The sequence below is a fragment of the Psychrobacillus sp. Z16_25 genome (genome assembly GCF_056856695.1).
The window spans coordinates 179395-193000 of sequence record NZ_JBXEOV010000004.1 but is presented as its reverse complement, the minus strand read 5'-3'; the positions used below and the strand labels follow the sequence as shown (position 1 = coordinate 193000).

11 protein-coding genes and 1 pseudogene are annotated in these 13606 nt (G+C 40.0%); 9 read left to right on the top strand and 3 right to left on the bottom strand.

Going from position 1 to position 13606, the window contains the following annotated elements:
- Positions 1–89: 89 nt before the first annotated feature.
- Entirely contained in the window at positions 90–2285 is a 2196-nt protein-coding gene (locus AC1VU3_RS06750) for a DNA topoisomerase III (RefSeq protein WP_482983140.1), read from the bottom strand.
- A 625-nt stretch (positions 2286–2910) separates the two neighbouring features.
- Between AC1VU3_RS06750 and AC1VU3_RS06745 the strand changes: the two genes are divergently transcribed.
- From AC1VU3_RS06745 to AC1VU3_RS06725, 5 genes are all read left to right on the top strand, one after another.
- Positions 2911–3240, top strand: a complete 330-nt coding sequence (locus AC1VU3_RS06745) for a metal-sensing transcriptional repressor (RefSeq protein WP_480389689.1) — start codon at positions 2911–2913, stop codon at positions 3238–3240.
- A gap of 15 nt (positions 3241–3255) precedes the next feature.
- Positions 3256–3465 (top strand): copper chaperone CopZ, encoded by a 210-nt coding sequence (gene copZ / locus AC1VU3_RS06740; RefSeq protein ID WP_480389688.1) that lies wholly within the window; start codon positions 3256–3258, stop codon positions 3463–3465.
- A 384-nt stretch (positions 3466–3849) separates the two neighbouring features.
- Positions 3850–6252, top strand: a complete 2403-nt coding sequence (locus AC1VU3_RS06735) for a heavy metal translocating P-type ATPase (protein WP_482983139.1) — start codon at positions 3850–3852, stop codon at positions 6250–6252.
- A gap of 12 nt (positions 6253–6264) precedes the next feature.
- Positions 6265–6798 carry a YdhK family protein gene (locus AC1VU3_RS06730; RefSeq protein ID WP_482983138.1) on the top strand — a complete coding sequence of 178 codons (534 nt, stop codon included), beginning with the start codon at positions 6265–6267 and terminating at the stop codon, positions 6796–6798.
- Positions 6799–6868: 70 nt separating this feature from the next.
- Positions 6869–7195, top strand: a complete 327-nt coding sequence (locus tag AC1VU3_RS06725; RefSeq protein WP_480389685.1) for a four-helix bundle copper-binding protein — start codon at positions 6869–6871, stop codon at positions 7193–7195.
- A 144-nt stretch (positions 7196–7339) separates the two neighbouring features.
- Here AC1VU3_RS06725 and AC1VU3_RS06720 read toward each other — a convergent pair whose 3' ends face one another.
- On the bottom strand, positions 7340–9376 hold the full coding sequence (locus AC1VU3_RS06720) for an acyltransferase family protein (protein ID WP_482983137.1): 2037 nt from the start codon (positions 9374–9376) through the stop codon (positions 7340–7342).
- A gap of 471 nt (positions 9377–9847) precedes the next feature.
- Between AC1VU3_RS06720 and AC1VU3_RS06715 the strand changes: the two genes are divergently transcribed.
- From AC1VU3_RS06715 to AC1VU3_RS06700, 4 genes are all read left to right on the top strand, one after another.
- Complete coding sequence (locus AC1VU3_RS06715) at positions 9848–10462, top strand: hypothetical protein (RefSeq protein ID WP_482983136.1); 615 nt, start codon at positions 9848–9850, stop codon at positions 10460–10462.
- A 9-nt stretch (positions 10463–10471) separates the two neighbouring features.
- Positions 10472–10948, top strand: coding sequence for a Cys-tRNA(Pro) deacylase (ybaK, locus tag AC1VU3_RS06710; RefSeq protein ID WP_480389682.1), 477 nt, complete (start codon positions 10472–10474; stop codon positions 10946–10948).
- Positions 10949–11180: 232 nt separating this feature from the next.
- Entirely contained in the window at positions 11181–11825 is a 645-nt protein-coding gene (locus AC1VU3_RS06705; protein WP_482983135.1) for a YczE/YyaS/YitT family protein, read from the top strand.
- A gap of 93 nt (positions 11826–11918) precedes the next feature.
- On the top strand, positions 11919–12980 hold the full coding sequence (locus tag AC1VU3_RS06700; protein WP_482983134.1) for a hypothetical protein: 1062 nt from the start codon (positions 11919–11921) through the stop codon (positions 12978–12980).
- A 143-nt stretch (positions 12981–13123) separates the two neighbouring features.
- Here the strand turns inward: AC1VU3_RS06700 and AC1VU3_RS06695 are convergent.
- Positions 13124–13276 (bottom strand): annotated as a pseudogene (locus tag AC1VU3_RS06695) (IS5/IS1182 family transposase); the annotation flags it as partial.
- Between the last annotated feature and the right edge of the window lie 330 nt (positions 13277–13606).

The window sequence follows — 13606 nt, the reverse complement described above, 5'->3', positions numbered from 1 at the left end:
ATTACATGTCTACACTCTTTTTATTTTTATGTCAGGAACGTGCTGATGCTGGCATTTTAAGTATACCAGCTCCAGCGTTTGCGCTTTTCTTATTTGTCGTCTAGCTTTAAGCCTTTTAGTAGCTCTGCGAATGCGTTATTCACAGGCTCTTCTTGTTGTTGCTGTTTCAAGTATTTTTGAACAGTACGTTTATCCACTTTTCCACTGCCTTCTTTTTTACGGCGAGCCTCAAAGGCAGATAATTTTTCGCGATGTCCACATTTACATGTGAAGATTTGGCCCTCGCCTTCACCTCGAAGCTCCATTTTCTTTTTACATTGTGGGCAGCGTGCGTTCGTCACACGTGCTACATTCTTACGGTGACCACATTCACGGTCCTGGCAGACAAGCATTTTGCCCTTTTTGCCGTTTACCTCAAGCATTGGTTTTCCACAGTCCGGGCAAGATTTAGTGGATATATTATCATGCTTATATTTTTTATCACTAGATTTAATATCTGCAACAATTTCCTTCGTGTGCTTCTTCATTTCATTAATAAAAACTTCTTTTTTTAGCTTTCCTTTTGCAATTAACTCTAGCTTTTGCTCCCATTCTGCCGTTGTAGCAGGTGATTTTAACTCATCTGGGACAAGGTCAAGCAGCTGGCGACCTTTAGAAGTAATATAGATATCCTTGCCACCACGCTTTTCAATTAAAAAGGAGTTAAATAACTTGTCTATAATGTCCGCTCTTGTAGCAACAGTCCCTAATCCCCCGGTAGACTTTAACGTTTCTGCTAGCTTCTTATCATTCGTTTCCATGTATTTCGTTGGATTCTCCATTGCTGACAGCAGCGTAGCCTCTGTAAAACGTGCAGGTGGCTTTGTTTGGCCAGAGGTTTGCATAATGAGCTTCGTCTTTAACACTTGTCCTTTTTCAATGCGTGGAAGGATTTGTTCCTTCACATCATCAGATGCATCGTCGTCATCAAAGCGGTTTTCATAAACCTCTTTCCAGCCTGCTTGAAGAATGGTTTTTCCTCTAGCAATGAATTTTTCTCCATTGATTGTAGCTTGTAATGTTAACTGTTCATATTCGTGAGGTGGGTAGAGAACTGCTAGGAATCTCTTTACTACTAGGTCATAAATTTTTCTCTCTTTGTCTGTGAAAGCGGAGAAATTGACATAGCCTTCTGTGGGAATAATTGCATGGTGATCTGAAACCTTGCTATCATCCACAAATGCTTTTGTTGCTTTAATTGGCTTAGCTAACAGCTTGTTGGCAAGCGTACGATATTCTCCAACAGCACATGCCTTTAAGCGCTCTGGAATTGTACTAACAATATCAGAAGAAAGGTATCTTGAGTCCGTTCTTGGATATGTCAGTACCTTATGCTGCTCGTAAAGCTTTTGCATGATGTTTAATGTTTCTTTCGCTGAGTATCCAAACATTTTATTCGCATCACGTTGCAGCTCGGTTAAATCATAGAGAGCAGGTGCATAGGATTTTTTCGCTTTTTTATCGATAGAAACGACTGTAGCGTCTTTCTTGCCAAGCCCTTTCACGATGTCGTCGACTTTCTCTTTGTTAAAGCTTCGGCTATTTCCATTCCCGTCCTGCCAGGTTAGCTTTAAGTCATTTTCTGTTTGTGCTTCAATTCCATAATACGTCTGAGGCTTAAAGTTTTTAATTTCATCCTCACGTGCAGCAACCATCGCGACAGTAGGGGTCTGAACACGTCCACAGTTCAGCTGGGCATTAAATCGCGTAGTAAGTGCTCGGGTAGCGTTTAAACCGATATACCAATCTGCTTCTGATCTAGCAACTGCGGAAGCATACAGATTTTCATATGCCTTACCTGGCTTTAGATTTTGAAAGCCGTCCTTAATTGCTTTGTCAGTGACTGAAGATATCCACAGACGTTTCACTGGCTTATTTATCTTTGCCTTTTCAATTATCCAGCGGGCAACAAGCTCTCCTTCACGTCCTGCGTCAGTCGCAATAATAATTTCATTTACATCTCCGCGAGTCAGCTGGCTCTTTACCGCGTTATATTGTTTCCCTGTTTGCTTCATCACAACTAATTTTAAGCGCTCTGGAAGCATAGGAAGGTCCTCTAAATTCCATGTTTTATATTTCACGTCGTAGGCTTCTGGGTCAGCTAAAGTAACTAGATGTCCAAGCGCCCAAGTGACGATATATTTATCTCCTTCTAAAAAACCGTTTCCTTTTTTCGTGCATTTTAGAACCCTAGCTATGTCACGAGCTACGGAAGGCTTTTCAGCAATTACAATACTTTTTGCCATCGATTAACATCCTTTCATCTTACCTTATGATAACTATAGCATATTGGCTTGTTTCGTTTATAAATCTTTGATTACTCTTGTGTTTACAATAGCTTCAAGGCTACCGCATCTTTATTGCTGTTCGACATCACGCTGACGTCACCCTATTCAAATCGGATATGGATATCATATTATTAAGGTAACAGGAAAGAAAGAAGCAAAAGAAGCCACTCTTGAAGAAGTGAAAGAGGAAGTAAGAGAAGTAATTCTCGAAAGTAGAATAAATGAAGAATATTCTTCTTGGCTAACTGCCCTTTTGGAGGAATATGAAATTGAAAACACGTTAGAAATATAATAAAAATGGCCTCTCTGAGAAATCGGAGAGGTTTTTTTATATGGTATTAGTTCGACTGATTTGGTGTTATATAAGAAGGACAGAGATATGTGATTTTTGAAAATGTCTAATTTCATTTTCTAGCCTACTATTTTGGGGAAGAGTAACGAAGGTAGTATAAATCCTTATTTTATTGAGAAATTATAAATAAGACATTCTGTCCCTATATAATCTGATAATTTAGAGGACTTAAATCTTGCATACCCCTATTAGGTATAATATGATGGAGATAGAGGATAGGAGGTTGATTGCTTGGATAATGTATTAGATGACAGCACTTTATTAACGGAAGAGTTGTCTTGTAGGAAAAGTCACCATCCGGACCATGTGAAAAAGGACCTGACCAACCGTTTAAATCGTATTGAAGGCCAGATCAGAGGAATAAAGGGAATGGTAGAAAAGGATGTTTATTGTGATGATATTATTACCCAACTTTCAGCTACCCAATCAGCATTAAATAGCGTGGCAAAGGTTCTTCTGCAGGGACATCTTAAGGGATGTGTGGCAGATCGACTGTCTGAAGGTGATGAAGAAGTGTTAGATGAGCTTTTGGTTACTATACAAAAATTAATGAGAAAATAATAGGAGGAATCGTTTATGTTAAATCAAGTTACATTACAGGTACAAGGAATGTCATGTGGTCACTGTGTAAAGACTGTGGAAACAAATGTAGGAGGCCTAGATGGCGTTGAGCAAGTAAAAGTATATCTGGAATCCGGAAAAGTAGACGTTTCCTATGAAGAAAACAAAGTGTCTCTTAATAAAATCAAGGAAACAATTGATGAGCAAGGATACGATGTTCTATAAAATTTGAGAGCTGGAATAAATGAATCCCTTTTATTCATCAAGAATAGAAGGGATTTCCTCTCGTATTGGGGAATTGAGTTTGGGGTTACTGGTGGCTTACTTTCGAATTGCCGGCTGCTGGATTTATTCTCGGTTAGGGAGACAATACTCTCGTTTACTTGGGATTTAATCTCGTTCGGGGGAACTTTACTCTCGGATAGACAGCTTTTATTCTCAAAAAGTCGATTTACTCTCATTCGGAGGGGATTTATTCTCGGATAGCCAGAACTTACTCTCAGTTAGCTGAACTTTACTCTCGAATGAGCAGGCAATGAACAGGCAGAGGTGCTTGTACTTTTTTATTCAATTTTTATACCCCCTACCCGTATAGGAAAGGTGATGGCAATGAGCAATCAAGGAAAACAAGCGAGCTTCAAGGTTACAGGGATGACCTGTGCTGCATGTGCAGCTCGTATTGAGAAAGGGTTAAATAGAATGGATGGCGTGCAGGAGGCAAATGTCAATCTGGCGCTTGAAAAGTCTGTTGTGCAATATGACCCTGAACAGATAACGGAGCTAGATTTAGAAAAGAAGATTCAAGATTTAGGCTATGACGTTGTGAAGGAGAAAAAAGAGTTTGCTATAACAGGGATGACCTGTGCAGCGTGCTCGGCTCGAATAGAAAAAGGGCTAAATCGATTGCCTGGAGTTTCTCGAGCGTCTGTCAATCTGGCGTTAGAGCGTGCCACGGTTGAATTCAATCCCTCCGAACTCTCTGCTGCTGAGATTATTCAAAAGGTAGAGAAGCTCGGTTATGGAGCGGTGGATCAATCGGAAGAAAAGGAAACAGTAGATCATCGTGAGCTAGCAATACAAAAGCAACAAAGGAAATTTATCTTTTCATTAATCTTATCATTACCATTGCTATGGACAATGGTCGGTCATTTTTCGTTTACCTCCTTTATTTACATGCCGGATATCTTAATGAATCCATTTGTTCAAATGGCATTGGCAACGCCAGTACAATTTATCATCGGCTGGCAGTTCTATGTAGGTGCTTACAAGGCGCTAAAAAATAAAAGTGCCAATATGGACGTACTAGTCGTACTCGGAACATCTTCTGCTTATTTTTATAGTGTATACCAAGCGTTCCGACATATCGGAGAGCATCATGCCGCACAGCTTTATTTTGAAACAAGTGCTGTTTTGCTGACGCTTATTATTTTAGGAAAGCTATTTGAGGCAAAAGCTAAAGGTCGCTCATCGGAGGCTATTAAAAAGCTTATGGGCTTGCAGGCAAAAACTGCATTGGTTTTTAGAGATGGAAAAGAATTAGCGATTCCAATAGATGAAGTATTAGTAGGAGATGTGCTTTTAGTAAAACCAGGAGAAAAAATCCCGGTGGACGGAGAAATGATAGAAGGAAATAGTGCAGTCGATGAATCTATGCTAACTGGTGAAAGTATTCCTGTGGATAAGAAACAAGGAGATTCCTTATTCGGATCTACCATAAATACGAACGGTTTTATTAGAATGAAAGCCACAAAGGTTGGCAGAGATACAGCACTTGCACAAATTATTAAAGTTGTGGAAGATGCACAAGGATCGAAGGCACCGATACAGCGTCAAGCGGATAGAATATCCGGCATATTTGTCCCAATTGTAGTAGGAATTGCGGTCATTACATTTTTAGTCTGGTTCTTTATTGTCAGTCCTGGAGAATTTACTCCTGCTCTCGAAGCTTTAATTTCCGTGCTAGTGATTGCGTGTCCGTGCGCACTAGGTCTTGCAACGCCAACCTCCATTATGGCTGGCTCGGGTAGAGCAGCAGAGTTCGGAATTTTGTTTAAGGGTGGAGAGCATCTGGAGCAAACGCAGCAAATCCAAACGGTTGTCCTAGATAAGACTGGTACCGTGACTAATGGAAAGCCTATGTTAACAGATATCGTCCCTGCAAGTGGTTGGAGTAATGAGGAATTTCTTGCATACGTGAAAGCTGCTGAGAAGCAATCAGAGCATCCACTAGCACAAGCAATTGTAGCTGGAGCTCCAGATAGCGCATTACAGGCAAAGGAATTCGAAGCAATACCGGGCCATGGAGTGAAAGCGACAATCCAAGGAAAGTCTGTCTTAGTGGGTACTAGAAAGCTTATGCTTCAGCATGAAATAGACATACAAGAAGTTATTCGTGATATGGAAGCTCTAGAGAATCAAGGGAAAACTGTTATGCTTGCAAGCGTTGACGGAAAATATGCAGGAATGCTTGCAGTTGCAGATACAATGAAGGAATCTTCCCAACGTGCGATTGAACGCCTACTTAACATGGGTATAGAGGTTGTAATGATTACTGGAGATAATAAACGCACAGCTGCCGCTATTGCAAAAGAAGCCGGTATTAAACAGTATATAGCCGAGGTATTGCCTGAGGGGAAAGCAGAAGAAATTAAAAAATTACAAGCCCAAGGTAAGAAGGTTGCAATGGTTGGTGATGGTATTAATGATGCTCCAGCTCTTGCGGTAGCAGACATCGGGATGGCTATTGGAACAGGAACAGATGTGGCAATGGAGGCTGCAGATATTACATTGATTCGAGGCGATTTAAACAGTATTGCAGATGCAATTATGATGAGTCGTAAAACAATGGCTAATATTAAACAGAATCTCTTTTGGGCATTTGCATACAATACGCTTGGAATTCCAATTGCCGCAATAGGATTGTTAGCTCCTTGGGTTGCCGGAGCCGCGATGGCATTTAGCTCTGTGTCCGTTGTTTTAAATGCGTTAAGGCTACAAAGAGTGAAGCTTTAAGGAGGAGATATAATGAAAAAATGGACGTTACTATTACTAATTGGTCTATCCTTATCTATCAGTGCATGCAATGACGAAACACAGGAGTCGGAGGAGAGCACAGATCATCAGGCTCACATGAACCATGAGACGGATGGAGGAGAGGCACCGGAGGGAATGAAGGCTGCTGCTGACCCAGCATTTCCTATAGACAGTGAGGTAATAGTCAATGCGGACCATATGCCGGGCATGGATGGTGCTGAAGGAAGAGTCACTGGAGCCTTTGATACCACAACCTATTCAGTAACTTATACTTCCTCGGATGGCGAGAAGGTAGAAAACCACAAATGGGTTGTTCAAGAAGAGCTGAAAAATGCTGAGCAAGCATATGAGGTTGGAGATACAGTGGAGCTGCTAGCTTCTCATATGGAAGGGATGAAAGGGTCAATAGCCACGATTGACACAGTGGAAAAGGAAACTGTGTACATGATTGACTTGACTACCACAGATGGGCAAGAAATGAAGAATCATAAGTGGGTATTGGAAAGTGAGTTATCAGCCAAATAACAAGATGTTTGAGTCCTCTCTAACAGGGAAAATGGCTAATGGATAGCATTTACGCAAGGAGGAGAGGAACATGAACAACCAATACGAAGCTTGTATTAAAGCATGCCAGGAATGCTTAGAGGCGTGTAATAATTGTTTTGATGCTTGCTTAAGTGAAGAACATGTGAAGATGATGGCGGAATGTATTCGGCTAGACCGGGAATGTGCAGACATTTGCGGCTTTGCTGTGCAAGCCATGACAAGAAACAGTCCATTTGCTAAGGATATTTGTAAGCTATGTGCAGAGATTTGTCAGCGCTGCGGTGACGAATGTGCGAAGCACGACCATGACCATTGTCAAAGATGTGCGGAGGCTTGTTACAAATGTGCCGAGGCTTGCCGTAACATGGCGGCTTAATAACAAAACATATGGAAGACTACTCGTATACTCGGGTAGTCGTTTTTATTTTATCGGTTTGGGGAGAATAGCGAGATGGGTAGGGTATGAGGTTAGATGGAATAAAAAAAGATGGGCTTATTAAAGCCCATCTCATTTCACTTACTAGGAATCTAGTTTTCTATGCTGTTCAAATGTACCGCTATCTAATAAGTCAAAAGCTTCTTGTAATGGTATTTTTAACATTGGTGCTAATGTTTTCATGTAATCGGTTGTAATATGGTTATCGTCTCGATAAACGATAATGTTACCAATTACCGAATAACATTTTTCTTCATCACAGAAGTAGTCCGATAAATCTGCAAAGTACACGTTGTCTGGAATACCAGGTGTATTATCCCACGGTGCAACTTCAGATAATGCATCATCACGTGCTACGGAGCATTCGGATACGTCTACTACACGCTCTAAGCACTCTGGAGTTTTCTCATCCATCCTCGGGTTGTCACGAATTCCGAAAATATGTGTGTATCCATCAAGTGCCTTCCACTGATTAACAAACCCTTGTGGAATCACTTCCTCATCATTCGTCGTACTCGGAGCAAAAACTAAATCTGGTGGATCCTGCTTTAATATCTCAATTAAATTTTCATTCCAAGCCAAACATGCATCTGATGGAAGGAAATTTGAATTTGAATCTGCCGTTGTAAAGCGACAACCATCATGACTGTAAAGGTCAATTTGGAAGTTCATTTCTTCCGCTAAAATCTCCAATGCTGGCATCCAATGCCCTGAATGTGAGCCACCGACAACAGCAACCGTATAATCTGGATTTTCGGTAGCCCCGAAGTGACAAATACGTACTTCCTCTAAATTACGTGATAAGCATTTTCTCATACTATAAAACTCAGGGATGTCTTCTTTTAATGTTAAAAGGGACGGGATTAATTCTACCTCCTCTTCTAACTCTATATCTTCATACAAAACGCGAGCACCCGGATAATCTTTTGACGAGACAGTAGTGCTTGCCTCTTCTTTTTCAGAACTTACATATTGAGAAAAACCAAACGCCATCGCAACAACGAGTAGCAATAACGTTGTCAAAGTTTCATATAACTTAAATTTATTAAGCTTTATATCTAAACTGCGAATTGGGATCTCTATTAAATGTGTAGAAATATAAGATAAGACGAATGTAGCTAATAGGATGAGCGCGCCATGTGTAAGCGGAACATCTTGTGTCTCGAAAGCTGTTTGATAGAAAATTAGTAAAGGCCAATGCCATAGATAGAATCCATAAGTTAGGCTACCTAAAAAGACGAATATCTTACGACCTAAAAATTTATCGATACCAAGACTTGTACTGTTTTCGGAGGCTACTATAATTAATAACACGCCAGAAATAGGCACTAATGCTAAGTAGCTTGGAAAAACAGTGGACACCGGTAGAACTATACCTGTTAAACAAATGATGAAAATCCCTATCCATCCCGCTACAGTGCTAATATATCTGTTTATTCGTAAATATGGTAGCAATAGTGCAAAGATACCGCCAATGCTAAATTCCCATAAACGTGCAAACGTATCAAAGTACGCCCATGGTTGGTTGGTACCAGTTTTATAAATCGAATAACTGATTGATATTACGAATAACACGGATAATACTGTTAAAAGCGTCTTACGAAGTGGTGTCTTCAGAATGACACGAGCTAACATAAATGAAAAGACAACGATAAGTGGACAGATAATATAGAACTGTCCTTGTACCGATAGCGACCAAAAATGTTGCAAGGGACTTGTCGCATTATCACGAGCCAAATAATCAACTGAATCGATTGCTAAACGCCAGTTCTCAAAATAAAATGTGGAAGCAAATATATGGGAAACAAGTGATTCCCATTGGACTTTTGGAATAATAAAGACCGCAGAAATACCTACCACTAGCGTAACGAATAATGCTTGTGGAAATAGTCGTTTTGCTAATCCCACAATAAAATGAACAAAACCTATACTTCCTGTCCTTTCAACTTTCGACAGTAAGGAAGTAGTAATTAAAAATCCAGAAAGTACAAAAAATACATCTATGCCACCAGAAACTCTCCCTAACCAAATATGGTAAATCGCTACAAGTAATGTAGCTACAGTACGCACTCCTTCTATTTCTGGTCTATAGCGTTTTGTGGGAATTTTTAAATCCTTCATATCTTAAACCTTCTTTATCAATTTTTTCCAACATTTTATTATATCAGAATAAAGTTGATTATTCTCCTATAATTATAAAAATTACTAATTAATGACTATCTCATTTCGGTTCGATTCTCTTTATCATAAAAATGTAATATCAATTTTCAAAAGAGAGTTTTTAAATTGCTAAAATATAGGGAGATAATATTGGGAAGTAAAAAGAAGTGCGCCTTATGAATAAGGAAATCGGCGGCGACAGAGCAATTTCTACCACTGATAGGGACTTTAACCTAGTACATACTCTATCACTTACTGATAAAGGAAAATCTTTTTATTTGCACGTGTGAAAAGTACTACTCGGTAGTAATTTTGCTGAAGATGAAGATGCGCCTAAAGGATTAAAGAAAGCAAGGACAAAAGGTTGTTTGATTATTTTGATAAAATGGTAGAATGTTAGGTATATAACTAGGGCGAATGTGAGGGAAAAGAATGAGTATACTGAGGTACACTGGAAATGGGATGACAAACACCCTAACCAGTCTAGAATCAAGTAAATTACGTAAGAACGCTGGGGAAGCATATAAAAAGCATGCGCAATATTATCAGACGAAGCTACCTTCTTTAAGTGATTTAGAGGCTCTTTTACTAGGGAATAAAGAAAAGGAAGCAGAGAGCACAGATAGAAGAGAAGCCATTAAGGAATTTCAACAAACAGAAAACAGAGCACCATATTTATCTATTCAAGCAATTAATGGACATTCAAGCGAGGAGACTATCTCTCTCTTAAAAAAGAAGAGAAGTGCAGTATTATCTCGCACGCCAGTCACTGTTAAAGATCTTCAATTGGTTGCTACGGCTTCTTCTAGAATTCAGCATGAGCAGTCGCAAATTGTGCTAAATGAACTCGCATCCGCTCAGATTGAGCAAGAATGGAGAGCACGCGAAGTTGGTGAACGTCAAGTATCCCAGCTACCCCCATTGGAAAAAGGAATCATACAACAAAAGATGCTTTGGGAAAAAGCAATTGAAAGGTATAGCTATCAGGTAAATCTTAAAAATTTCGGATTTGCTTCCATGGAACCTAGCTTTTTCCGTATAGCGTAGGGAAATACTATGGGAAAAAATAAAAAAACAAATGCTATCCGCTTATTAGAATCGCAAAAAGTACTCTACGAGTTAATAGAGTATAAAGCAGCGGACGGGAAAATAGATGGACTATCTGTGGCAGAGAAAATTGGCTATCCAGCCAAGCGGGTGTTTAAAACCCTTGTAACTACCGCAGGGACAGGTAAGTATGTTGTCTGCATTATTCCAGTGGAACAAGAATTGAACTTGAAGAAGGTCGCAAAAGAGGTAGGAGAAAAAAAGATAGATTTATTGCCTGTGAAGGACCTGCTTGCAATCACTGGGTATATACGAGGAGGCTGCTCTCCAATAGGCATGAAGAAGCTTTTTCCCACCATTTTAGATGAGGAAGCGATTAACTTGCCTTATATTATAGTAAGTGGGGGAAAAATTGGCCTGCAGGTGAAGATGACGGTAGAGCATTTGCTACTAATGACAAAAGGAAAGATTGCGTCCATCTGTTAATATTCCGAAATGGTCTAATTAGATTTTTATCTCATCTTGAAAAGTGTAATCGGAAGTATTCTTGGTTTCCTATTTTTTTAGACACTTATTTTACTGGTGGATTCATATGGAATTTCTTAGCCCTTTTAAACTGTCGTTTATTCAACTAAAATAAAACTAGCGACCATTCCACTTTTAGTGAGAATGGTTTTTTATTGAAACTATTTGTCCAATAGTAGAAAGAAGGATAGACATGAAAGAACTTGTATGGCGTTGGTTATTTTTTGTTGGCGGGATTACATTGATGGCGTTCGGAATATCGCTAACTATTAAGGGACAAGCAATCGGCATTGGTCCTTGGGATGTGCTGCACGTTGGATTATACAATCACCTGGGTCTCACTATTGGTACATGGGCAATTCTAACAGGAGTCATCATTGTATTGGTGACGATGATCGGAACAAAACGATTACCACAGTTGGGTACGATAATTAATATTATTTGTATTGGCTCACTTATTGACTTATTTAATTGGCTTCTTCCTGAACCTACTTCTTTTGTTTCCCAACTAATCTGGTTCCTTTTAGGAGTAGTCATTATGAGTGTTGGTATCGGTATTTATGTTTCGCCGAATATTGGAGCAGGACCTAGAGATTCATTAATGCTGCTTATCGTGAAGAAAACAGGGTGGAGTATCAAATGGGTACGAACTTTTTTAGAACTAACAGTAGCATTGGTAGGGTGGTTACTAGGCGGTCCTATTGGGCTAGGTACTATTCTGATTGCTCTTTTGCTAGGTCAGATTGTTCATTATACACTCCCTTGGTCACAACGGTTGTTAAAAAAAGTTTGCGAATATAATATTCCTTTTGAAAAAGGTGCAGACAATCACGGATGATGATTGCTGCACTTTTTTTCTGGAGTTTTTCTCATAAGCGATTTGGGACCTGCATATATTATCCAGTGAATCATAGAAAGAAAGGATGACCATTTGAACGGAACAATTACACACTACATGGGGAAATCTTATACGGGGCAAGGAGTTAAAAGCTTTTACAAAGAAATCATCCAAGAAGCAAAAAAAGTATATTTCTTAAAAGGACCGCTATCCTCTCGATTGACTGAGATTTTAAAGGAAGTTTCCTATCAAGCAATTAGAAGAGGAAACGATGTGGAATGGTTTTATGATCCTTTGGATGAAGATACGCTGGAAGCAGTGTATGTAGGGGAAACAAAGACATTATACTTACAAACGGATACGATTGATCCAAGCTATTACGGAGCAGGACACGAGTGGGTGCCCTACTATGAGGCCTATAATACAGATAAACTCCGAGATATAGGGCCAGTACTTAAGGAAAAGCAACTCACCAATAATACGTGGCTTACAAAGGGGATGCAGGCTCTATCCAGGGCAAAGCTTATTCATGATGACTGGGAAAATATCAATCTACCAGCGATGAACTGGGATGGAATAGATGGTTTATTAAAGGAACTTCAAAAAAATTGTATTGGAAATATTCAGCTTCAAAAAAATGGCAAAACGACTCACCGACTAATGGGTTCCTTAACACCATTTGGAGCAAAAGATACATTTCCTTCCATCTCGAAAAACCTGAAAAGTCGGCTTTTCATTAAAGGAATTCCTGGTAGTGGGAAATCATCATTCCTGAAGAAATTTGCAGACGAAGCAAAAAATCATGGTCTTGATGTGCGAATGATTTGGTGTGGCTTAGACGCAAACAGTGTAGACGGAGTAGTGGTGCCAGAACTGCAGCTGAGTATCATTGACGCGACTCATCCTCATGTCTATGAACCAGAGCGAGAAGGGGATGTAATCGTAAATTTCTTCTCTTGTATTGATGAAAGCAAAATAGATGAACAAGGACTAGCGGAAATAAAGGCAGCATACTCGAGCGAGATGGAGCTTGCACAGGATTATATTTGCACCTATGCCTCTGAGCAAAAGCTGATCAAAGCCCTCTATGATTCAGCAATTGATGAAGAAAAATGGAGAGAGGTATATGATAAAATGATACAAACAATTGGGTGAGCAGAATATTTCTGCTCGCTTTTTTTTATTGTCCAGCTCCAGCGCCATGCCCCTCGAGGTCAAATGTGACCCGGCTGTGGTGGCTGAGGGGCTGCCTCCTCGCCGTTCCCCATTTGCTTGTCGGGGCAGAGATAGGCGCTTTATAGGTCATGAATTGCTTTTAGGAGTAGGTATTTAAACGTTCGAATTGGCGGAATCGCATTTCGACTATTGTCCAAGCAGCAATTTGTTTTTAGCTCATTTATTTTCCAACAAAACATATTATCCTATAGACTGATCAAATCGTATACTGCCAGATAAGGGCTCTAGTTTATAGGGAATTATAGTAGTACTACCTTTTGGGGATACATTTAATATACAAGGAATACGGGAGGGTATGATGTGTGAAGGAAAGCCAGTTAGCAGAAGCGCGAAGAGTTGATTGGAATGGAGGCGGCGACTTCTGCGGGAACAGCACGAGCGTAAGCACCCGGACTGAGCGGAGCGAGGGAGAAGGCTGGAGCCGTGCCCGCGAAAAGCGTCCGCCACAATGGAAATCAATGATTTAAAAAAGCGGGTATGTGAAAGATTTACTCCCCATCCTCGCTTGCGCTTTTCTTACGTATTTTTCAAGAAGCATGGTAAAA